This window comes from Halorubrum sp. B52, from assembly GCF_059752555.1.
In genome coordinates this window covers 356,699-378,363 of the sequence record NZ_MWTG01000018.1, presented here as the reverse complement: position 1 = coordinate 378,363, position 21,665 = coordinate 356,699, and the positions used below count along the sequence as shown (strand labels likewise).

Below are 21,665 nucleotides of genomic sequence, written 5' to 3'. Positions count from 1 at the left end.
GTTTGGTGCGGCGCCATTACCGGAGACCAGTCTAACTGCCTCTGCGACCGTGCAGGACCATCGAATAGTGCCTATCGACTTTCTTGAGCGCAGTTCCGTTGCCGGGGAACCGATCACGGGAATGGTTGGGGCACCACAAACCTTTAGTTGACATCGGTTGTCACATCAAATATGGACCAGAAAGCAAATCTGGCAGAAGCTGCTGCCGAGGCAGACGACCTGCCCCACCCAGGAGATGTCGTCGGCAAAGACGAGGAGATCCCGATCAGGGACCTGTTTGACGAGTCGTTCGTACAGGAATATACGGACTTCAAGTCGTTCGACGATATGGTCGCGGCAAGTCCGTCAGACGCAGACTCCGCGGACGAACTTGATCTGGTTCCGGACGGCACCTGGGACGAATTCGTCTCGGAGACAACTCGCTTCGACGACGAGGAAGAAATGGTCTTCGCCGTCCAAGACCACTGGGTTGCCACGCAACTGGATCTATAACCGACGACCGCCTAGACGACCCGTCGTCTACTACCAGTCGAGTTGCTACGCTGTGGTCACAATCGGCCGATAGCGGTTGACTGACGCCTATTCTGCTGCCTCGAACCAAACAATTATTATAATCGGATTACGTTGTCCAGACACGTATCATGAGCAGCAATAGCACGACCCAGCCAGTGCTCATCGCCGGTGCGGGCCCGGTCGGGATGACCACAGCACTCGCGTTGAACGCACGTGGTATCTCCGCCACGATCCTCGAAGCGGAGTCCAAAGATCGTGATCGAGCCGGTAGTCGGGCGATCTACGTCCACGGGACGACGATCCACACGCTCGAGCGCGTTCACCCGGGGCTCGGGGAGCACCTGGTCGAAGAAGGATTGGTGTGGCCCACGCGACGGACCTGCTGGCGGGGCAAGGAGGTGTTCAACCGGACCTACGACAATCCCGGTGGGAAGGGTAAGTTCCCGCATTTCACCAGCATCCCGCAGGTCCGCACCGAGGCGTACATGCACGAGGCGCTCGACGAGGCGGGTATCGATATCCACTGGGAGGCCGAAGTCGATACCGTCGAATCCGATCCAGAAGGCGTCCGCGTCGAGACGACGGACGGTCGTGAGTGGGAGACGCCCTATCTCGTCGGGGCGGACGGCGGCGGTTCGACCGTGCGCGACGAGATCGGCGCGAACTTCGAGGGCAACCAGTCGGAGAACTCCTTCATCATCGCCGACGTGGACGAGATTGACGACGAGAACGAGCAGTGGCCCTGCGAGCGCCTCTTCCACTACGACGCCCCGGAAGCCGACGGCCGGAACGTGATGCTCGTCCCGTTCACTGGCGGCTGGCGGCTGGACATCCAGTGTCTCGGGGATGACGACCCGGAGGAACTGGTCACCGACGAGAAGATGCGGGAGTTCGTGACGGCGGTGATGGGCGAGCAGTACGCCGACAATGTCTCCTGGGTCTCAACCTACAAATTCCTGCAGGTGATGGCCGACACCTTCGTCGACGAACATCGGCGTGTTCTCCTCGCAGGGGAAGCAGCACACTTGCTGGCACCGTTCGGAGCTCGCGGAATGAACTCTGGTGTCGCGGACGCCGATGAGGCGGCGTCCGCGATCGCCGTCGCGTACCGCGCACAGACGGACGCCGTCGCTCACGACGAGGTCGAACTATACGCCGCTCGCCGGGAGAAAGCGGCGGAGTACAACCTTGATGCAGCGGGCCAGGCCCTCGAATACCTGCAGGGCGACAACGTGGCGACCGTTCTCCGCAAGGAAGCCGCCGCGTCACTGGCCGACTACTTCGAGCCTGCTGGCGAATATCTCGACGACGCGCCCTACGGTCCCCATGGGTCCCCGCCAATCGTCTCCACGGGGAATTACTGAGCCGGACGCTGTCGCTGTGTTCTGGCGAGCAGCCGACTGGTCTAACGATTCTTGGCTGCCCCAGCTATTCGCCTGCGCAGTTACCCACGGGTGACTTGATCCTCCTCTCGATCCGAAGCTACTCGCGTCGCACTCAGTTCTGTCGACGGTCGCACGACTTAGATGACTAATTTCAATTACGAGCGATAAGTAGTCGTGACCGCGCCATAGTTGATAGCTTCAGGATCGGAATGATAGCCCCTAGTTCGATCGTTACGATGGAAACCGAAGTCCCGGCGATGCTCCGGGCCCAGCCGGAGCATTACGCCGAGCAGTTCACGTTCCATTCGAGCAGGATGCGGATGTAGAGTGTCACCCAGAAGGAGTTAGAACGGATAGACGAGCAGTCGCTGGAGTGTGCGACGCTGTTATCCGATACCCATTGCGACGTTCTCGCGTACGCCTGTCTCATCGGAATCATGTCACAGGGCCCCGGATATCACGAAGAGAGTGAGGCCACGCTTCGCCAGCAGACTATCGAGAACGACGCCGAAGCGCCGGTCGTGACCAGTGCGGGTGCGCTCGTGCGCGCCATCGAGCGACTTGACGCCGAGAACACCACCCTGATCGCACCCTACAAGCGGGAACTCACCGAGACGATGATCGAATACTTCGAGAGTACCGGTGTCGACGTCGTCGACTACCGCACGCTCGAGTGTCCAGACAACCTTGAGGTCGCGCAGCTGGACCAGCGCAACCTCATCGATATTGCTGATGGTCTGGATATAGATAGCGCCGGTGCACTCGTGCTCTCGTCCTGGAACCAGATGCCGTCACTGGCGTCGATCCAGGCCGCCGGGGACCGGTACGGTCTCCCGGTCTTCTCGGCCGCCACGGCCACGACCTACGAGATCCTCGACCATCTAAACCTCAGTACGCAGGTTCCTGGTGCGGGTCGTCTGCTCTCAAGGAACCTCGACTATGACCGCAACGCCGGCGACGACACGAGCGACTGCGCGCTGCGGTGATCGACAGTTCGCGTCTGTGACGGAGACGGCTACGGAACGAGCGAGATCGCGTTGTAAACGCCGAAGCTCACACCGAACGCCAGGACCAACGAACCGACCCAGGCCAGGACCGTCTTTCCGATTTTCCCCTGGCTTACGCTCCCGTCACCGGCCGCACCAGAGCCGATTATCGTCGAGACGATGATCTCGTTGAACGAGACGGGAATGCCGAACAAGACGGCCGTCTGCGCGAGTACGAAACTTGGAATGAGTGCCGCGATCGACCGGCGTGGGCCCAGCGAGGAGTAATCTTGCGCGAGCGCCTTGATCATACGGGGTGCACCGGTCCACGAACCGATGAGCAAACCGACACCGCCGAACATCAGGACCCATGTGAACGAGACTCCCGTCGTTCCCCCTTCGTTGAGCAGCGGCAGTAACGGTCCGAGTGCCAGCCCAACCTGGCTTCCACCGGCAGAAAACGCGACGAGTCCACCGAGAACGAGCAGGAAGTGCCGCTGTCCTGCGACGGGGTCGGCCCGAACGTCGCGTTCGACCAGTTTCGTCGCGACGGCTCCGGCTACGACCGTCACGGCGACCACCGTCGGCATCGTCGGCGTGTTCAGACTCTGGGCGATCGCGGACGCGACCGAGGCCTGCTCGTCGCCCGGTGCCAGCAGCACGAATTCGATGTTCGCAAGTATCGCGCCGACGATCCCAGCCAGGGCAAGGATACACCGAATTTCTGGCATCTCGTCGTGGTGCAACACCCACGTCGTGGCGAAGGCGATACCGCCGCCTACGAACGGCACTGTTACCCAGAGCGTCACGATCTCGACGTACTTCGAGACGGCCGGTTGCCCGCCCATCGCGAGACCGACACCGACGATCGCTCCAGTGACAGTAAACGCCGTCGCGATCGGATATCCGGTGAATATCCCGATTGCGACCAGCACGGCCGCTGTGAATAGCGCGACGATAGCTGCGATGGCCGATAACCCACCACCTTCACTGAACACCACTAATCCTGACCCGACCGTGTTCGTGACGTTTGCCCCCTGTAGCACTGCGCCCGAAAATCCGAGGAGTCCGACCAGAAATCCCGCTCGCATCACTGAGATCGCGTTCGCTCCGACTGCCGGTGCGAACGGCGTTGAACCGGAGGATCCCGCTCCGACTGTCCACGCCATGAACAGGCTTGCCGCTGCTGCTACGAGTAGCGTGGCGAGCACACCTACGTCTACCATCACTCGTGAGTGTGTTCCCCCGTTATCGATAATCCTGTATCGAATGGGGCAATTTCTGAATCTGTTGTCGCGAGCACTGTGGCCGGTCGAGCGAGACGACTCATCCTACCTGCGAGTCGTTCGATCTTTTGAGGGAATCGACGAACGGCTTCGACAGTTCAGGGACGAGACGATATCATCAATGTCCTCGTACAAGTGAGCCTCCCGATCTTCGGTCGGCCACGTGACGGCGTACAGTAGCCTCACTACGGGTCGAAGCTCGTCGTTCTTACCGGTTCCCGGAAATCGAATCGATGAGCGCCGCGACTGCCTGTGCCCCGCGTTCCGGCGTATCGAACGTCGGGATACCGACCGCCTCCATCTGCCGACGCTCGTCGTCCAGAGCGTGGTCCGGGCCAGCGACCGTGAAGAGGATCGGCTTGTCGAGGTCCTCAGAGAGCGTTTCCAGTTCGTCGACGGGATAGCCCAGCGAATCCTCGTAGATTTCGTAGACGAGAACGATGTCCACGTTTTCGTCCCGGGCGACGGCGTCGACGGCCTCGCCGAACTCGGGCATTGGTCGTCCGGTGTCGACCGGATTTTCGGTGTAGGTTATCGGGGGGATGACGTCGTCGAGGCGGCTGTGGGTCTCGGCCGTCAGCTCCGGGAAGTTCGCACCTGCGTCCAGGAGGTCGTCTGTGATGATGATCCCCGGGCCGGCCTGGGCCGTCACGATGCCAACGTTCGACCCGTCGGGCGCCGGGGCGTCCGCGAAGACTCTACCGGCGTCGAGCAGCTCGGTCGTCGAAGAAACCGTCGCTAGACCCGGTTGGTCGAACCGATCTTCGTAGAGCGCGTTCGGCTGGTCCGGCGCCGCGGTGTGTGCGCTTTTGAACTCCGCGAGGTCGTGCTCGCCGACTTTGAACGCAGCGATAGGCGTGTCGGCTGCCTCACAGGCCTCGAAGAGTCCTTCGGCGTCCTCGGTCCCCTCAACGTGCAGGACGATCGAGTCCGTACGTGTGTCGTCGTCGAGCAGCGGGATCACGTCGGAGAATTCCGTGTTCATCCGGTTGCCGAGGCCGAACATCGCCGAGATACCGTATCCCTCACGCGACAACTGGAAGGACATGGTGATACCGACGCCAGCACTCTGAGTGACGATCCCGACGTTCCCGGCCTCGACATCGCGGATCCGGGGTACGAACGATCCGTACAGGTCCCGATGGGGGATCGCGTAACCGGCCGTGTTTGGTCCGAGCACGGTTATCCCGTACTCCTCGGCGATGCCGTCGATCGTCTCCTGTAGTTCCCGTCCCTCTTCGCCGGCCTCGGTGAATCCGCCAGCGAAGATGACGGCAGCACCGACGCCCGCCTCGCCGCACTCCTCAAGCACGTCCGGCTGCAGGTGATTCGGGACACAGCACAGCGCCAGATCTGCGTCGGTTTCGTGGACTGAGTCGACGAACTCGTAGCCGAACACCTCACCGGAACCAGAGGGATTCACAGGGTAGATCTCGGAGTCGTGGGCCACGACATTGGACATCGCGTCGTTGCCGAGTTTTCCCTGGGTCTCCGATGCGCCGATGACAGCGATACCCTCCGGTTCAAATATGTCTGACACACCCATACGTATCAAATCTCAGTCCTCTCTGATAAATTTTGGGTCGTTATGTCGGTAATCTCGATGCGGAGTCAATTCTGGAGCGCGTGGGCGAGCAACTCCGTCGGGGTCGGTGGTTCGTCGCCATCAAGGGGACTGTCGGCGAGAGAACTGTCCGTGGGTACGGGGTCGATCCGACTCTCTCCGAGCTGGGTACGGCAGGACGTTCCCGGGGCAGTGACGACGTCGGCCTCACTCGATTCGATCTGATCGAACAGGATGTCCCCGATCGAACGACTCAGGGAGTAGTGTTCGGCCTCGTATCCGAAGGTCCCGGCCATACCGCAACAGCCCGAGTCGAGCGGATCGACTGCGTACCCGGCTCGTCGGAGGACGCCGACGGCGTGGTGGTCCTTCTTCTCGGCCTTCTGGTGGCAGTGTCCGTGGTAGACGAGCGTATCGTCGGACGCTGTCCACTCGACGTTGTCGTCGAGCCGGAACGTATCGAGGTACTCACAGAGGCCGTACGTGTTCTCGGCCACCAACTCGACGGCTCTCCCTTCGAGCAGATCGAGGGCGTCGGACTGGAACATCACCGCGTCAGATGGTTCGGCGACGACGACGTCCCAGCCGTCTTTGACGTACGATTCGAGTTCCGATACGTTCTCCGCGACGGTTTCACGAGCGGCATCGACGAACCCCTTCGACAGTGCCGGTCGGCCACTGTCAGTCCGGTCGGCGACGTCGACGTGTACACTTGCGCTCTCGAGCACGCGTACTGCCGCGTTTCCAACCGACGGATGGCTATAGTTTGTATACGTGTCTGCGAAGAAGACGGCTTTCCGGTCGGCGTCTGCCGCCGATACGCGGGGCCCTCGCTTCTCGAACCAGTCTTGGACCGTCTCTCGATGGAACGTCGGGAGCGATCGCTCGCTCGCGATACCCACCGTCTTCTCGGCGAGCGTCCCCGCGCCCGGTACCGACTGCACGACATTCGATACCGGTGCCAGCGCACTTCCGACCGCGGCGAGCGTATCGAAGTTGGCGAAGAGTTTGTCTCGGAGGCTCGCTCCGTGTTTCTGGTGGCGCTCGTACATGACTTCGGTCTTGAGCTTCGCCATGTCGACGCCGCTCGGACAGTCTCGCTTACAACCTTTGCAGCCGATACAGAGGTCGAGCACCTCTTCGGCGAACTCGTCGTCGGTGGGATCGTCCGGCAAGTCGCCGCTCATCGACTGCCGGAGGAGGTTGGCACGTCCTCGGGTCGCTGTAACCTCCTCTTGGGCAGCCCTGTAGGTCGGACACATGACATCACCTGTGGTGTCCTGTGATCCGCGGCAGCCACCGCACCCGTGGCACAGTTCGACCATTCCCTGCATACCGTTCTCGTTGTCCCAGCGCAACGACGGCTCGAACTCGGAGTCGTACTCGTACTCGTCGTCGTACCGGAGGTGCTCGGTCATGTCGTGGTCGCCACAGACGTTGCCGGGATTGAGCAGCCAGTCAGGGTCGAACGCGGTCTTCAGATCGCGGAAGGCTTGCCAGAGGTCGTCGCCGTACAGCTTGCGGTTCCACTGGGTTCTGGCGCGACCATCGCCGTGCTCGCCGGAGACGCTCCCGCCGAATTCGATAACCATGTCTGTCACTTTGTCGGTAATGGAGACCATCTCTTCGCGGTCCCGTGCCCGCTTCGTGTCAACGAGCGGGCGGACGTGGATGACACCCGGACCGGCATGGGCGTAGAACGCTGCGTCGTCGTCGCGATCGGTTGCGACGAGGAGCGACTGGAAGCGCTCGACGAACTCAGGGAGGTGTTCGGGTGGGATTGCGCAGTCCTCGATGAAACTGATGTGCTTCTCGTTTGAGGTCCGGGAGAGGAGGATCGGGAGTCCGGCCTTCCGGAGCGTCCAGAACATCTCACGCTGGTCCTCGTCGTGGGCCTCAAGTCCCGTGAACGCGCGTGACTCGTCGATTACAGGGCCATCTGCGGGCGGGATCACGTTGGTATCGGCTCCGGGAACTCTGTCCGCGAGGAGAGCCGCGGTCTGCTTTCGACCGTCTTTGTCGTCTTCGGCGTAGAACTCGACGAGCAGTCCGGCGTTGGCCTCTTGTGGAACGAGCGACGCTGCCTCCTCGAACTCGGTCGTCTCTCTAGCCAATTCGAGAAGCACGTTGTCGATCAATTCGACTGCTGCCGGGTCGTGTTCAAGCACGTGCTGGACGTCGGTCACAGCCTCGAGGACACTTTCGTAGAACAGCAGCGAAACAGCCTTTGTCTCCGGAATCGGTTCTAACGAGACCTTGGCTTCGGTGACAATCGCGAGGGTCCCTTCACTGCCCGCGAGCAAACGTGCGAGGTTGACCGTTCCTGTCTCGGCCTCTTCGACGAGTATGTCGAAGTTGTACCCCGAGACATTGCGTTTCAGATTCGGGAACCTGTCTCGGATAGCTTCGTGCTCCTCGTCTATGATCCGAATGGTTTCAGCGTATATGCGTTCGAGAAGCGTACCGTCGGGGTTGGCCCGTTCACGGAGTCGTTCGACGGACATCTCTCCGAATGTGGTAACTGTTCCGTCCGCTAGGACTACCTTGCACTCCTCGACGTAGGCGTCGGTCTTGCCGTAGACGAGCGAATGCGCTCCCGTCGAGTTGTTTCCGATCGCTCCGCCGATCGTGCTCCGATCTCCGGCGGCCGGATCGGGAGCGAACTTCAGATCGTACCGTGCGAGCGCCTCGTTGAGTTCTCCGAGGACCGCTCCGGCTTCGACATGGGCTCGTCGCTCGCTAGAATCGATGGACACGACTACGTCCATGTAGCGGGTTAAATCGAGGACGACTGCTTCGTTGACCGCCTGTCCCGCGAGGCTCGTTCCACCTCCCCGCGGCAACACCGGGATCTCTCGTTCAGCACAATACGTGACTGTCGACGCGACATCTTCGGTCGACTGGGGAAAAACGACACCGATCGGTGTCATCTCGTACGCGCTCGCATCCGTGGCGTACATCTGACGCGTGTAGGAATCGAACCGGACGTCGCCATCGACACGCTCGCGGAGATCGGCCACGAGCGCTGGCCTCTCCACGTCTTCCGAGACGAACTCGTAGTCCGCCCGCTGGTCGGCGACGTTCTCCTCGCAATTTTCCCCCTGACCAAGTACAGTGTTAGGGCTCCCGGTCATCGTGGCTAAGCACTTCAGGTGTATGTTCACAGGTTACACACTATAAACCATTCGGCACCGGTCTAGACCAGTGAACGATAGCGAATGAAAGCTACCACCCACTCTGGCCTCGGTAGATTACTTTAGTGAGAAGCGGTAACACAGGTCCAGTAGTATTATATATGATCGACTCGAATTTGTCAGTGTATGGCACAATCCCAAGAGTCAGAAGTGACTGAAAAGGTCATACGAGATGTCGAAGAGAATCTCAAGCAGGGAAAGTTCCCACTGCAGTTCTACAACGATCCCGACGTCCACGAACTCGAACTGGATCGCATCTTCGGTGAGAAGTGGATCTTCGTCGGTCACGAGAGCGAAATCCCCGAACCGGGCGACTACGCGCGGCGATACCTCGGTAACGACCCGTTCATTTTCGTCCGGAACGAAGACGGAGAGATCAACCTCCTGTTCGATGCCTGCCGGCACCACGGTGCACAGCTCTGCCGGGCAGAACAGGGCAATACGACACACTTCCGATGTCCGTATCACGGCTGGACGTACAAGAACGACGGCGACCTGATCGGCGTCCCGCAGAAGTCTTCGGGATTCCAGAACCTCGACCGAGACGAACATGGACTCTTCCACGCTCCGCGGCTGGAAACGTACAACGGGCTGGTATTCGGCTCACTTTCCGAGGACGGCCCATCTCTCGAGGAGTATCTGGGCGGCTTCAAGTGGTACCTCGATATCCAGTTGGACCTGGTCGACGGTGGGATGGAGGTCATAGGCGAGCCCCACCGGTGGACCGTCGACGCAAACTGGAAAACGATCGCGGAGAACTTCAACGGTGACAGCTATCACACAGCGTGGGCGCACGGCTCGATTCTCGACCTCGAACTCGGCGGCGAGGAGACCGTCGGCGGCGCCGGAACCGGGGAGAGCATCGACCGACACGTCTACGTCGACGGTCATACCCTGAGCACGCGGATGCTCGACGAACCGGTCCATCTCACGTATCCCGACAGCATCGGGTCCCTGCTTACCGGGGACGGCCTCTCCGATGAGCAGTACGACATCGGGAAGCGGGCACTGCAGTTTGTCGGCGCCGTCTACCCGAACTTCGGATTCATCCACTTCGGGAACACGACCGACGATAGCGCCAAGGAAGTCTGTCCGTTCTTTTCGATCCGCAAGTGGCAGCCGGTCGGGCCGGACGAGATGCAGATCTGGAGCTGGGCGCTCGTTCCGAAGGAGGCGCCCGAAGAGTTCAAAGAGCGGATGTACAAGATGTACACCGCGAGTTTCGGCCCGTCGGGGAACTTCGAGCAGGACGACGTTAACCTCTGGGAAGGCATCACGGACTCGGCAGGGGCACAGGTCGCCGGGAGCGAGAACTACGCCCTGAACTACCAGATGGGGATGGAATGGATGACTGATGTCGACATCGACGACGAGTGGCCCGGTCCAGGGACAGCCTACACCGAGAACCTTCAGGAAGGCGGCATGCGCCAGTTCCACGAACAGTGGTACGAATCGATCGTCGACGGCGAGGAGTTCGACCAATGAGCAAGACCATCGACGGCGTCAGCGAGGAGGAACTCCAGGCGCTCGTTCTGGAGCGAAACGTTCGCGATTTCTACAACCACGAGGCGGACCTCCTCGACAACCGGGAACTGGAAAAGTGGTTCGAACTGATCGACGACGACATCCGGTACTGGATGCCCCGCCGGCTGATGAAAGAGCACGAGCCCTCGGAGTTCGACGACGAGGCGTACTTCTTCAACGAGGACTACGGCTCGCTCAAGGCGCGCGTCGAACGATTCGACTCCAGTTACGCCTGGGCAGAACGGCCGCCGGCCCGTGCTCGCAGATACGTGACGAACGTCGTCCTCGAGGAGTGGAGCGATGACGAGCTTTCAGTGCGAAGCAACGTTCTCCTCTACTACAGTCAGGACGATACCGAGGACTACTCGCTGGTCTCCGTCCGGCGTGAGGACACGCTCAGGCGAACGGAGGACGGCTTCGCGATCGCCGAGCGAAATATCTACCCCGATCACACGGTTCTGGGTATCAGCAAACTATCGACCTTCCTATGACCAACGAAGGATCATACGGACCGTACGTCACTCTCGTCAACGAATTTGACGTGTCGACCGGCGAGCAGACGGCGACCGTTCGGAAGCTCGAAACAAGAAAGGGCGAACGAGTCGAAATCGAGTCTCCGTCGGGGGACGAGATGCTTCGGGTTGACGCGCTCGGACTGGAATCGCTGTCGTGGCAGGACACGGAGGTCCTCGAACGGTTCCTCCCCGACGGGCACGACATGGCCCCTCTCGATGAAGAATCTGACGACGTCACGAGTGACACCGGATTCGAAGTGTCTAACGAGTACGCACAGGTTCACGTCCGGCGACTACGGTCTCCGGAACGAAGCACGCTCCAGATCCGCGCGCCGAAAAAGCGCGAGCAGATCCAGATCGACGCCGCGGCGCTCGGTGGACTCGCCCGTCAGAATCACATGCTCTTTACCGAGTTCCTCGAGCACCCCCACGGGCCCGAAGATCATCACTGAACGAGTCTGATCGCCAATACCATTTTCTCTACGCTGCTCGTTCAGTAACCCAGAGAAAGGCGCCTGTTGAACCAGATAGCGAGTGCAGTGAGCAGTGAGATCCCGGCGAGGAATCCGAACGAGATTGCCCAGGAAAACAGGTCCGCGAGTACGCCCACGACGCCAGCTCCTAACCCACCTACGAGACCGTAGATCGCTCGTAGCAGTCCGAACTCCATTCCGACGTCGCTGCCGGAGAACTGGTCGACGAGTCTCGAGTCGATGACGGGGACAGAGCTGGACCCCAGCGCGACGAAACCCAGCGACACGGCCAACGAGATGGAGCCGCTCTCGAATATCAGGAGCAAGATGCCGCCCCAGCAGGCGACGAAACAGCCGGCCAGCGTCAGATCACGGCCGATCCAGTCCGACACGTATCCGATCGCGGCCTGTAACGGGACCAGCAGCACGAAGAAGGCCGCGAAGATACCGCCAGCGAGCCCCGGCCCGTAGCCGCTGTACTTGACGAGAAAGGTCGGAATGAAGGTGAACAGTCCGATAGCGACGAACATGGAGATAACCCCCAGACAGACGGTAAAGATGGCCGGCGGGGACGACAGGATCGGGCGAATTTGCTCGACGTTGATCCTGTTGCGGATGGGTTCCCCGGGGACGGGTGGCTCTCGTGGATGAACTGTCAGGGCGAACAGCCCCAGCACGGGGACGGCGATACCGAACACCAGGAGAGCGGCCGGTCGCCAGCCGTATCGGATACCGACCCAGGAGGCGATGGCGGGCGCGACGACCCCGCCAGCCGGCATCCCGATGTTGTGGACGCCGATCGCCATTCCGATATTCTCATACGTCCGGGAGAGCAGCGTGGTCGCGGCGCTGTAATGCAACCCGCCGACCGCACCGAGCAACACGGCTCCGAGAACAAAGACCGGGTACGTCGGTGCGAACGCAACGCCGAGACTCGAAATTCCGGTTCCAGCGAGTGCGACGAGGACGATCACCCGCTCTCCGTATCGGTCGGCAAGGAGCCCACTGGGAAACTGCGTGGCCGAGTAGGCGGCCCACATCCCCGTTAGTGCGAGTCCGATCGCTGCGTTCGAGAGACCGAACGTTGACGTGATCTGCGGCACGAGGGGGCTCAAGGCGAGCCGTCCGAACGCCGTGACGAAGAACGCGAGCGTACACGAGAGGAGAACGGTCGACTCATCGCCGCTCCAACTGTATTTGACGTTCATAACTCTGCCAGGAGTGGCCTACCTGTCTGCACGACAATCTATATCTCGATTTCGAGACCGTCCTCGGCCACCATGACGGTCCCATCGAACGATTGTTCGGCGCGCTCTCGCATCTCGTCGGTGTCGCGGTAGGGCATCAGATGCGTCATCACGAGCGTCTCGACGCCGGCTGCACTCGCTATCTCACCGGCGTCCTCGGCAGTGCAGTGGTTATCGTAGACCGCATCAGTGGAGTACGGCGTATCGCTTCGGTACTGGTCCCATACGAGTCCCTCCTCGGGAATACCGTTTTCCTCGTCGTACGGCCCGATACAGGCGTCCTGGACGAGTACGTCGGCATCACATGCGAATTCCTCGAGTTCCGGTATCTTGCTCGTGTCTGAGGAGAAGACGAACGTTCGTTCGTTGATGGGATCGGTCACCTTGATCGCGTACGTCTCGATGGAGTGGTTGACTCGGAGCGTCGTGATCGTGTGGTCGTCGATCGTCGTCGAGAATCCCTCGGTGATCTGTTCGATCTCGATGTCGGTGATCCCCTCCGTCGGGTAGATGTCCTTTCGATACTGGAGGTCGTCTTCGTAGATATCGTACATCGACTCGACGAGTGTCTCCGTTCCGTCCGGGCCGTAGACGGTCAACGATTCCCGCTTGCCCTGCGCCCAGCTCGTGAACACGAAGTTGTAGAAGGAGGCGTTGTGGTCGAGATGATGGTGGGTGATGAACAGGTCCTCGATTTCACCGTAGTCGATGTTCTGTTCTATCAGGCGGTGGACTGTATTCGGCCCGCAGTCAATCATGAACATCTCGTCACCAGTTTCGACGACGAGGCACGTTCCAGCTCGCTCCAGGATTGGGATAGGACTCCCTGTCCCTACGAGGCTTACACGCATACCAAATGGTACCCAGTCGAGTAATAAATAAGTTGAGGTCCAAGCGGATACTGGTCTCGTCGGAGTTCGGCTAACTAGTCTTCAAATCGGATCACGCTACGGATCCCATCGCCGCCGTGAAGCGCGTCGAACGCCTCGTCGAGTTCGGACAGCGGATACGAATCGGTCAGCAGGGCGTCAAGGTCGAGTCGGCCATCGACGTAGAGGTCCGCCAGTTTCGGGATATCGACCTGAGGTTGCGTCGAACCGACCATGTTCCCGACGATACCCACACCTCGCGGGAACGCACCGCCGTCGATCTCAAACGACCCCGTATCCTTCGTCGTTGTCGCCACCGCCGTCCCACCACGACCCAGCGACTCGAACGCCTGTTCCAGTGTTTGGGGCCGCCCAATACACTCGAAGCTGTAGTCGACTCCGCCGGTGAGTCGCTGGATTTCTTCGACTGGATCCGTCGACGACGCGTCCACGACGTCGGTTGCACCGAGTTCGCCCATCTGCTTTAGTTTCTGTTCATTGATATCGACGGCGATGATCGTTCCCGCACTGGCGAGATCGGCGCCCATAATCGCACTGGCACCGACGCCACCACAGCCGAAGACGGCGACATCGTCGCCAGGGCGCACGTCGGCTGTATTCAGGACGGCGCCGATACCGGTCGGTACTCCACAGCCCAGGAGCGCGGCGATCTCGAAGGGAACGTCCGATCGGATCGGCACCGCTGTCCGTTCCGGAACTACTGCCTTCGACGCGAACGACGACTGCCCGAAGAAGTGATTGATCGGCCCGTCTTCGTCGTGGAGTCGCTTCGTCCCGTCCGGCATCCCGCCTCGAATATCCGCGTGCAGAGAACAGAGGTGCGGTCGCCCCGATGCACAGTACTCACAGTCCCCACACGACGGCAACACCCAGAGGACGACGTGGTCGCCGGGCTCGACGCCGCTGACCTGGTCGCCGACCGCCTCGACGACGCCGGCCCCTTCGTGGCCGAGCACTATCGGACACTGAGCGTCTTCGTTCGTATATGCGCCGTAGTCGGTGTGGCAGACTCCGGTCGCCCGGATGTCTACCAGCACCTCTTCCTCTTTTGGTTCGTCGAGAGTGACCGACTCGTACGAGAGCTTTTCCGGTTCGCGCAGGACTGCCGCATTGATTTCGTGCATGGTCAGGTTTGTATCGTGATCTGGAAGATGTCGGTCTTGGTATCCGCTCGGTCGTGTTCGGCCGTCTGAATCGGTTTGCACCGCATCGTCAGAACGGATAGGTCCGTGGTTCGTTTTGCACCGAGATCCACTGTGGGTCGGTGAACTTCCGTACAATCGCGTCCCCGTTGAACTGGCCCATTCCGGAGGCCTTCTTGCCACCAAACGGGATTCGCGGATTGCTGTTGATCGGCTGGTCGTTGATGTGGACCATTCCGGCCTCGATCTGTTCGCCGACGGCCTCCGCTCTGGTCCGGTCGCCGCCGTAAACCGAGGCAGCCAAGCCGAGTTCGGTGTCGTTCGCGATCCGCACTGCCTCCTCGTCGGAACCGAACGGGATCACGGGCGCGATCGGTCCAAAGTGCTCGTTGCAAGCCGCGGCCATATCGTTACTTACGCCGGATATGACGGTCGGTTCGAAGTACAGATCCTCGAATTCCCCGCCCGTTTCGACCTCGCCACCCTGGTCGGCCGTCCGCGAGACGTAGTTAGCAAGTTCGTCCCGCTGACCCTCGTTGATGATCGGCCCGATCACGGTCTCGTCGTCGCGCGGATCCCCGACCGGAAGGTCATTGACACGCGCCGTGAGCGTTTCGACGTATTCGTCGTAGACCGACTCGTGCACCAGATGGCGGTTGATCGAGATACAGACCTGTCCTTGGTGGAGGAACGTTCCGAAGACCGCCGCGTCGACTGCGTCCGCTACGTTCGCATCGTCGAGGACGACGTGGGGGTTATTCCCACCGAGTTCCATCGCCTGTTCCGTCAACTGTTCCGCGGCAAACTTCGAGACACGGCGACCGACGCCCGTCGACCCGGTAAACGCGATGACGTCGGCAGCTGGGTGGGCGGCCATGTCGTCACCAACGTCTGAGCCGTGTCCAGTGACGACGTTGAGTACGCCGTCGGGAAGCCCCGCCATTTCGAACAATCTGGCGATGAGCAAGCCGCCGGTGAGCGGAGACTCGCTCGAGGGTTTGATCACGACGCTGTTGCCCAGTGCGATCGCCGGTGCCACGGCCCGCATCGTCAGCGAGAGCGGGAAGTTCCACGGCGAGATCACACCGACGACGCCTGCCGGCGTCCGTCGTACTCGGTTCTCTTTGTCTGGGACCGGCGATGGTCCGGTCTTATCGCGGAATTCCAGCGGAAGCGTGGTAGAGTAATCGACGAATTCCTTGGTGTTTTCAACCTCGATTTTTCCCTTGATCTCGGTACTCCCTGCCTCGGCTGCAAGCGTCGAGACGATAGCATCTCTGTGTTCTGCGAACCATTCTGAAACGCGCTCGAGGACTGCTTTCCGTTCTGCTGGCGGCGTGTCTTTCCACTCTTCCTGAGCGGCAGCAGCGGCGCGGTAAGCGCTGTCGACGTCGTCGCCTACACCCGCCGGGACGCGTGCGATCTCAGACCGATCTATCGGGGATAATACCGCGAGCTGTTCGCCGGTCTCCGAGCGACACCAGTCCCCGTCGATGAACAGGTCCTGGCAGTTTGCAGCCAAGTCTGGCAACTCCACTGGCATGGTATAACGTATTGTAACTCCTGCTGATATAGGTTGTGGTGGGTTGACTCGCCTTGCAAATTCCGAAATATTCGGAACAAGACCACACACCATCTGAGGCTTTTATTGTATTATTTCGGGGACTTTCGTATGATCTGTTCTCGATGCTATTTTCCCAGAATCAGATCCTGGATGCGTAGATCTGCAATTGTAGTGGAACGCTTGAGGATTACACTCGTAGCCTTGTAATCCCAGTCGAGTTTGAACGCGATTTGTCATTCACCAACGCCCTACTAGTTCCGGGATATTCGGAACTATGGCCACACTGACCCGATAGAGATCCACTTGGCCATTGGAGGACACATGTCGCAACTACCCTATTGCGGCGGAGCGGCGCTAGTCAACGATTCTGGCGACCCTAAATGCCCGTTCTGCTGCCGTATCGGACATTTATAATAATAGTTATACTAGGATTTAAATAATATAGGGGTGAACTTTGATTCAGAGTGCCAAGGTAGCGTCCCACAGAGTCTTGATCGTACTGGGTGAAGAGAAGGCACCACGAAAGATGGAACACAGGTACGCATGACGCAAATAGAAGAAACAAAGATCGGCTACATCGCAAGCATCGCAGCAGCAATTGGCATCAGTATCGGCGGGGGCGTCTGGGTTACTCCCGTCGTAGCCGCCTCTATGTCGGGTCCATTCGTCGTGGCTCTCGGAATCCTGACGGCGATTCCACTTTTTCTCTCGTTCCCATCGTATTTCAGTCTGTTAAAAACGTGGCCGACTTCGGCCGGCCATTATTTCTACCCAACTCGGTTCCTGTTTCCAGATAACAAGCCCGCGAGCCAACTTGTCGGCTGGTTAGCTGTCTGGATTATGACTAGCCTTGGTGCGGTTGCGATCATTCAGTACATCCTGATTCCTGGTGCGCAGATCATCACTGGATTCGTTCCGATAGTGAGCGTCCATCAGATGATCCTCGCCATGATGACGTTCTCGTTCGTCGTCGTCTGGTTCGGGCTCCGGATTGTCGGATGGATCGAGATCATCCTGTCCACCCTGTTACTCGCGTCGATTGCCGCTATCGTTCTGCCCGGCTTCGGAACGATCGATCCGGCTAACCTGACATCGGCCTCGACTCCGGGAATCGGTGGCCTGGTTGCGGCGTTCGCCTTGCTCTACTCCATCTCGGCAGCCTCCTTCTATACCGTCGACTTCTCGGGCGGCGTGAAAGATGCCAAAGCGAAGGTCTCGAAGTCGATCACGATCGCTGCGTTCGCGAACATATCCGCTGCAGTCCTGATCGGACTCATCAGTGTCGGGATCGTCTCGTACACACAATTGGGCGACAAGACGCTGGCGTTCGTCGCCAGCCAGTATCTGCCGTCACAGCTCCTGCTCGTGGTCGGCTTCGGTGCAGTTTTAGCAGGGGTCACGTCCGATATCGTGTTCATCATGATCATGAACCGCTACGTCGAGGCGACGGCGTCCGACGGACTGATCCCGTCGATACTCGGGACTACCAACAAACACGGTGAACCGAAGTATTTCCTCGCGATCCTGTTCGTTATCTCCGTGTCGACGACGTTCCTGAACTTGCCACTCAACGTCCTCGCGACCTGTCTGGTTCTCGCGTTCCTAACGACGTTCAGTATCGGTCCGCTGATCGGCATTCGGCTTCCGAATCAGTTCCCGGAGCTGTTTGAGGAGGAACCGTTGCAGTCTACCCGATATCTGACTCCTACTATCGTCCGGCGTGCGTCGATCGGCGCAGTCGTAATCAACGCCGTCTCATTCGTGTACGTCTCACAGCAGACGCCAGCAGCCCTCCTCATCTATCTGGGCCTCGTCGTGACTGGAACCCTGCTCTTCACTGTTCGGCGGAAACAGACTGATATCAGCCCGGCCCGGACGTTCGATCTCAATACTGACTAGCAGCCAAGAATACTCACTCGATAACCGGTAACTTCTGTCGCCCGGAAGTGAGTCACGTGTACTCCAGCTTGAGTTCGATTTCGTTACTTGCCTCCAGTAATAACGTAGAATACTGATTGTTAATCCGTTCATCGGTGAGACGGTTTGCGGGTCCTGCGATGCTGATCGCTGCTATCGCTTTGCCATCTCTTTGAATCGGTACGGATACCGATTGAAGACCAGTGACAGACTCTTCTTGATTGACCGCGAACCCGTTTTCCCGGACATTTTCGAGTTCCTCAAGGAACTCCTCTTCATCTGTAATCGTATGCTTTGTTCGCTGCGTTAACCCCTGCTGTTCGATTACTTGCTGGACATATTCTCTGTCCTGATGAGCCAGTATAGCTTTTCCGCCTGCGACCGAATGAATGTCGACTCTATCGCCGATATCGGCTTCCATCGGAACAGCATTCTCCCCAGTCGCTCCTTCGAGGAGTACTGATTTTCCGTGTTCCTCAACGACTAACCACACTCTCTCTCCGGATTTCTCGGCTACATTATCAAGTATTGGCACAGATATGTCGACCAGTCCAGTTGCCCGTTTTGCACGCATCCCGTGTTTATAGAATATTAGTCCGATCTGATACTCTCCATCCTTTTTCGTTATGTAGTCTGCGTTCTCCAGCGTATTGAGATAATCATGAATGGTGCTCGTTGCCATGTCCAGAGTAGTTGCGAGCTCCGTCAATGAAGCTCCGTTCAGATCCTCTATCGCTTCGATCACCTCGATTGCGTTTAGGACCGTGTTCAGCCCCTTGTCACCGCCCTCGGTATTTGCCATACGAAAAGTAGGTGTCTCGAAAAGTATGAAACTACTCCCTCACCGGATCGCTCTGTGGGTTCAAGTTTGTGCAAACAGCGCCTTGAGCCCAAAACTCGGCTGTGACTATAGTAACTCCCAGAAATTTCTGCTCACCCCATTCGGCATACCATAAGAAGGCGATAGAGAGCGCATGTCTCCGTCAACAGACTCTGCAAAGACTTCCAGATTCTACTATGGCCTGACGTTGCTGAAGCAATCCGAGAAGGGACTACAGTAGTCTATATCGACGGGTATTACGATGGGCTGGCTTCGGCGTAGAAGTTCATCGCCTCGTACACCGGGCGGTCGGTCATCCCCAGCAGGATGGCCTCGTCGTCGGGTTCATGATGGTGGATCGCGTCCGGTGGGACGACGAAGATGTCCCGCTCGCTCCATTCCAGTGCCTCGTCGCCGACGTGCGTCGCGCCCGTCCCCTCGATGACGAAGTACACCTCGGTTGCGTTGTGGAAGTGGGAGTCAGTCGATTCCTGCAGCAACTGGGCACGGAACGACATCGTCGGAAACAACGGTGGGGACCCGGTCGCTGGATTGACATACGAGAGGCTGTACCCGTCGTAGGGGTCGGGATCGTCGTTGTCGGCGCGTTGGCGAAGCGATTCGACCATCTCCGACCACTTGAAGCGATAGGGCGGTGTCGCCTCGTGGATACCCTCAAACGGCCCCGGGATACTGTTGGCCGTCGAATCGTCCTGTGGGCGGCCCCGGCCGTATTGCGAGTCCCAGTACCCCTGCGTTTTGGTGACCGGCTGGCGGTCGAGCTCGTGGTTCTCGAAGGTGTTTCTGGCGTTCATCGTATCGAGCACCAAGGGGAGGTCGAGCACGTCGAGCCACGTCGCTGTCTCGTCAGAATCGTTGACGTGATCGTGCCACTCCCACTGCGGCGTCGTAATGAGGTCGTTGTCCTCCATAGGGAACTCCTCACCTGCAACGACGGTCTTCATGTCCTCGTGGCCGTCGATACTAAACCGGAGGGCATTCGCACCATGTCTGTGTGCCGGCGCTGTCTCCCCAGGAGATACCGTTTGGACCCCGACGTAGATCGTGTTCGAGATGGCGTTTCCGAACGAGGCGTTGATCGGGACAGCTACCCGACGCTGGAAACCCGGCGGGAGATCAGCGATGGGCACGTCGTCCTCGATACGGTCGATGGCAGTCTGGATATCCTCCCACTTCCAGATGTCTGCCTCGAGATCGTCGATGGTGTTCCCGAAGTCCTTCTCGACTTCCCACAGGGGGCGGAGACTGTTCTGATCGAGGATGCGCTGTGTCTCGGAACTCAGTTCAAGGAGTTCTTCCGGGTCCTGATGCTCTTGCTCCGGAGGCTCTTGGTCGGACATCGTCTAATGTGAATTAATACCACTCCAATATAAGTATACTGGACAGCAGGATCAAAGATCTGACGAACGGATGGACTTTTGACTGTACCCGGTCTGAATCCGATATGCGCTGTTTCGACAATATCGAAGTCGGTGAGGTGCGCGAATCCGACACATACGAGATCACTCGAGAGGAAATCATCGAATTCGGAGAAAAGTACGACCCACAGCCGTTCCACACCGACGAGCAAGCGGCCGCGGATTCTATCTTCGGCGGGCTGGTGGCATCCGGATGGCAGATCGGTGCGATCTGTATGCGACTCAATGTCGATATCTCCAGGGATATGGCCTCTCAGGCAGGGATCGGCGTCGATAATCTCCGGTGGCATCGACCGCTGTATCCCGGCGACGAACTCCAACTGCGTACCCAGGTCGTCGACAAACGAGACTCTACGAGCCGAGACAACCGCGGATACGTGACGACATACCACGAGGGACACAATCAGGACGGGGAACTCGTCATTTCCTACGACGGGACGGCGATGGTCAAACGGCAGCAAGACGGGTAAGATATCGATCACTCTCTCCTCGACTAGCAAGTACGGCTCCGTTAGAGGTCTTTTTGTCAGTGCAAGGTCTCAACCTTAGCGTGAAGGAAGCGGCCGAGCAAGGGTGAATTGGTGCTTCAGCAATGGTCGACCGCATGGTTGAGAAGGCTCGCCAACAGGAAGTATTTTCCCGTGAGGATACGCCGCTCCGTCGGTGTGTCCTCGCGGCGTTTTTGTATCATGCTGGCCTCTCATACCGGCGAATCGAACCGTTCGTAGATCGCTCCTATGAGGCGATCAGAAACTGGTTTCATCGGCTCAAGTACCTCTTTGAGCCGGACTACCGGGATCGGCAAGAAGTCGCCGTCAATGAGACAAAAGTCGAAATCGACGGCGACGAGCACTACGTCTGGGGGGCAGTCGATTGTGACACACCCGAAGTGATTGCTGTTGAGGTCTCTCACGGCAGAACAAGCCTCGATACGCCCCTGATTTTGAAAGAGGTTCTTGAACGGTGCCGCGATCGCCCGCTGGTGCGGGTCGATCGCGGCCCGTGGTACGACTGGCCACTCAAACTGCTAGACTGCGAATATGAGCATGAAGCGTGGGGGAATCGGTCACTCATCGAAACCTGGTTCGGTATCTTCAAATATAACCAGACGATTCTACCATCGATTTCCCTTCCATAGCACCGCCAGCTCAACTATATCGTGGTTTACAGCCTGCGCTGCTCTTTACAATGATACGCACTAACCTT

General features: G+C 59.0%; 18 protein-coding genes. 9 read left to right on the top strand and 9 right to left on the bottom strand.

The features are described 5' to 3' along the window. The first annotated feature begins 171 nt into the window (after positions 1-171). The 3 genes from B4V04_RS18935 (at position 172) to B4V04_RS18925 (ending at position 2,884) form a co-directional block, all read left to right on the top strand. On the top strand, positions 172-492 hold the full coding sequence (locus tag B4V04_RS18935; protein ID WP_498233190.1) for a hypothetical protein: 321 nt from the start codon (positions 172-174) through the stop codon (positions 490-492). Between the two features lie 149 nt (positions 493-641). Further along, positions 642-1,877 (top strand): FAD-dependent monooxygenase, encoded by a 1,236-nt coding sequence (locus B4V04_RS18930; protein ID WP_498233189.1) that lies wholly within the window; start codon positions 642-644, stop codon positions 1,875-1,877. Between the two features lie 458 nt (positions 1,878-2,335). After that, the gene (locus B4V04_RS18925) at positions 2,336-2,884 is read left to right on the top strand and encodes a maleate cis-trans isomerase family protein (RefSeq protein ID WP_498233188.1); all 549 of its coding nucleotides are present in this window, start codon (positions 2,336-2,338) and stop codon (positions 2,882-2,884) included. Positions 2,885-2,913: 29 nt separating this feature from the next. Here the strand turns inward: B4V04_RS18925 and B4V04_RS18920 are convergent, their stop codons facing one another. The 3 genes from B4V04_RS18920 to B4V04_RS18910 all read right to left on the bottom strand — a co-directional run bounded on the left by B4V04_RS18920 (position 2,914) and on the right by B4V04_RS18910 (position 8,868). Next, entirely contained in the window at positions 2,914-4,110 is a 1,197-nt protein-coding gene (locus B4V04_RS18920; protein ID WP_498233186.1) for an inorganic phosphate transporter, read from the bottom strand. A 268-nt stretch (positions 4,111-4,378) separates the two neighbouring features. Then, on the bottom strand, positions 4,379-5,716 hold the full coding sequence (locus B4V04_RS18915; protein WP_498233185.1) for a CoA-binding protein: 1,338 nt from the start codon (positions 5,714-5,716) through the stop codon (positions 4,379-4,381). A 65-nt stretch (positions 5,717-5,781) separates the two neighbouring features. Beyond that, the gene (locus tag B4V04_RS18910; RefSeq protein WP_498233378.1) at positions 5,782-8,868 is read right to left on the bottom strand and encodes an FAD-binding and (Fe-S)-binding domain-containing protein; all 3,087 of its coding nucleotides are present in this window, start codon (positions 8,866-8,868) and stop codon (positions 5,782-5,784) included. 186 nt (positions 8,869-9,054) lie between these two features. Between B4V04_RS18910 and B4V04_RS18905 the strand changes: the two genes are divergently transcribed. Genes B4V04_RS18905 through B4V04_RS18895 form a run of 3 tightly spaced genes read left to right on the top strand, consistent with a single transcriptional unit; the run spans position 9,055 to position 11,419 of the window. Then, positions 9,055-10,413, top strand: a complete 1,359-nt coding sequence (locus tag B4V04_RS18905) for an aromatic ring-hydroxylating oxygenase subunit alpha (RefSeq protein WP_498233184.1) — start codon at positions 9,055-9,057, stop codon at positions 10,411-10,413. Further along, on the top strand, positions 10,410-10,943 hold the full coding sequence (locus tag B4V04_RS18900; RefSeq protein WP_498233183.1) for an aromatic-ring-hydroxylating dioxygenase subunit beta: 534 nt from the start codon (positions 10,410-10,412) through the stop codon (positions 10,941-10,943). The genes B4V04_RS18905 and B4V04_RS18900 overlap by 4 nt, the downstream gene beginning before the upstream one ends. Then, positions 10,940-11,419 (top strand): hypothetical protein, encoded by a 480-nt coding sequence (locus B4V04_RS18895; RefSeq protein ID WP_498233182.1) that lies wholly within the window; start codon positions 10,940-10,942, stop codon positions 11,417-11,419. The genes B4V04_RS18900 and B4V04_RS18895 overlap by 4 nt, the downstream gene beginning before the upstream one ends. Positions 11,420-11,460: 41 nt before the next feature. Here B4V04_RS18895 and B4V04_RS18890 read toward each other — a convergent pair whose 3' ends face one another. The 4 genes from B4V04_RS18890 to B4V04_RS18875 form a co-directional block, all read right to left on the bottom strand. Next, positions 11,461-12,648: an MFS transporter gene (locus B4V04_RS18890; RefSeq protein ID WP_498233181.1), complete on the bottom strand. Its 1,188-nt coding sequence runs from the start codon at positions 12,646-12,648 to the stop codon at positions 11,461-11,463. Positions 12,649-12,686: 38 nt separating this feature from the next. Further along, positions 12,687-13,538, bottom strand: a complete 852-nt coding sequence (locus tag B4V04_RS18885) for an MBL fold metallo-hydrolase (RefSeq protein ID WP_498233180.1) — start codon at positions 13,536-13,538, stop codon at positions 12,687-12,689. A gap of 74 nt (positions 13,539-13,612) precedes the next feature. Beyond that, positions 13,613-14,857 carry an alcohol dehydrogenase catalytic domain-containing protein gene (locus tag B4V04_RS18880; protein ID WP_498233179.1) on the bottom strand — a complete coding sequence of 415 codons (1,245 nt, stop codon included), beginning with the start codon at positions 14,855-14,857 and terminating at the stop codon, positions 13,613-13,615. Then, complete coding sequence (locus tag B4V04_RS18875; RefSeq protein WP_498233178.1) at positions 14,790-16,262, bottom strand: aldehyde dehydrogenase family protein; 1,473 nt, start codon at positions 16,260-16,262, stop codon at positions 14,790-14,792. Before B4V04_RS18875 ends, B4V04_RS18880 begins: the two co-directional genes overlap by 68 nt. A gap of 564 nt (positions 16,263-16,826) precedes the next feature. On the opposite strand from B4V04_RS18875, the gene B4V04_RS18870 reads away from it, so the two are divergent. Further along, a complete protein-coding gene (locus B4V04_RS18870; protein ID WP_498233177.1) occupies positions 16,827-18,182 on the top strand; it encodes an APC family permease in 1,356 nt (451 codons plus the stop codon). Positions 18,183-18,234: 52 nt separating this feature from the next. Here the strand turns inward: B4V04_RS18870 and B4V04_RS18865 are convergent, their stop codons facing one another. Then, a complete protein-coding gene (locus B4V04_RS18865; RefSeq protein ID WP_498233176.1) occupies positions 18,235-19,002 on the bottom strand; it encodes an IclR family transcriptional regulator in 768 nt (255 codons plus the stop codon). Positions 19,003-19,277: 275 nt separating this feature from the next. Continuing rightward, complete coding sequence (locus B4V04_RS18860) at positions 19,278-20,381, bottom strand: cupin domain-containing protein (RefSeq protein ID WP_498233175.1); 1,104 nt, start codon at positions 20,379-20,381, stop codon at positions 19,278-19,280. Between the two features lie 104 nt (positions 20,382-20,485). On the opposite strand from B4V04_RS18860, the gene B4V04_RS18855 reads away from it, so the two are divergent. Both B4V04_RS18855 and B4V04_RS18850 read left to right on the top strand, forming a co-directional pair. Then, positions 20,486-20,929 (top strand): MaoC family dehydratase, encoded by a 444-nt coding sequence (locus tag B4V04_RS18855; protein ID WP_498233174.1) that lies wholly within the window; start codon positions 20,486-20,488, stop codon positions 20,927-20,929. Between the two features lie 122 nt (positions 20,930-21,051). Beyond that, on the top strand, positions 21,052-21,597 hold the full coding sequence (locus B4V04_RS18850) for a transposase family protein (protein ID WP_498233173.1): 546 nt from the start codon (positions 21,052-21,054) through the stop codon (positions 21,595-21,597). The last annotated feature ends 68 nt before the right edge of the window (positions 21,598-21,665 follow it).

What these genes read in the sequence shown, in the direction of transcription:
- B4V04_RS18865 (WP_498233176.1), bottom strand. Translation starts at nt 19,002, where the DNA reads ATGGCAAATACCGAGGGCGGTGACAAGGGGCTGAACACGGTCCTAAAC.
- B4V04_RS18895 (WP_498233182.1), top strand. Translation starts at nt 10,940, where the DNA reads ATGACCAACGAAGGATCATACGGACCGTACGTCACTCTCGTCAACGAA.
- B4V04_RS18890 (WP_498233181.1), bottom strand. Translation starts at nt 12,648, where the DNA reads ATGAACGTCAAATACAGTTGGAGCGGCGATGAGTCGACCGTTCTCCTC.
- B4V04_RS18850 (WP_498233173.1), top strand. Translation starts at nt 21,052, where the DNA reads ATGGTCGACCGCATGGTTGAGAAGGCTCGCCAACAGGAAGTATTTTCC.
- B4V04_RS18900 (WP_498233183.1), top strand. Translation starts at nt 10,410, where the DNA reads ATGAGCAAGACCATCGACGGCGTCAGCGAGGAGGAACTCCAGGCGCTC.
- B4V04_RS18885 (WP_498233180.1), bottom strand. Translation starts at nt 13,538, where the DNA reads ATGCGTGTAAGCCTCGTAGGGACAGGGAGTCCTATCCCAATCCTGGAG.
- B4V04_RS18925 (WP_498233188.1), top strand. Translation starts at nt 2,336, where the DNA reads ATGTCACAGGGCCCCGGATATCACGAAGAGAGTGAGGCCACGCTTCGC.
- B4V04_RS18935 (WP_498233190.1), top strand. Translation starts at nt 172, where the DNA reads ATGGACCAGAAAGCAAATCTGGCAGAAGCTGCTGCCGAGGCAGACGAC.
- B4V04_RS18855 (WP_498233174.1), top strand. Translation starts at nt 20,486, where the DNA reads ATGCGCTGTTTCGACAATATCGAAGTCGGTGAGGTGCGCGAATCCGAC.
- B4V04_RS18915 (WP_498233185.1), bottom strand. Translation starts at nt 5,716, where the DNA reads ATGGGTGTGTCAGACATATTTGAACCGGAGGGTATCGCTGTCATCGGC.
- B4V04_RS18920 (WP_498233186.1), bottom strand. Translation starts at nt 4,110, where the DNA reads ATGGTAGACGTAGGTGTGCTCGCCACGCTACTCGTAGCAGCAGCGGCA.
- B4V04_RS18905 (WP_498233184.1), top strand. Translation starts at nt 9,055, where the DNA reads ATGGCACAATCCCAAGAGTCAGAAGTGACTGAAAAGGTCATACGAGAT.
- B4V04_RS18910 (WP_498233378.1), bottom strand. Translation starts at nt 8,868, where the DNA reads ATGACCGGGAGCCCTAACACTGTACTTGGTCAGGGGGAAAATTGCGAG.
- B4V04_RS18860 (WP_498233175.1), bottom strand. Translation starts at nt 20,381, where the DNA reads ATGTCCGACCAAGAGCCTCCGGAGCAAGAGCATCAGGACCCGGAAGAA.
- B4V04_RS18875 (WP_498233178.1), bottom strand. Translation starts at nt 16,262, where the DNA reads ATGCCAGTGGAGTTGCCAGACTTGGCTGCAAACTGCCAGGACCTGTTC.
- B4V04_RS18870 (WP_498233177.1), top strand. Translation starts at nt 16,827, where the DNA reads ATGACGCAAATAGAAGAAACAAAGATCGGCTACATCGCAAGCATCGCA.
- B4V04_RS18930 (WP_498233189.1), top strand. Translation starts at nt 642, where the DNA reads ATGAGCAGCAATAGCACGACCCAGCCAGTGCTCATCGCCGGTGCGGGC.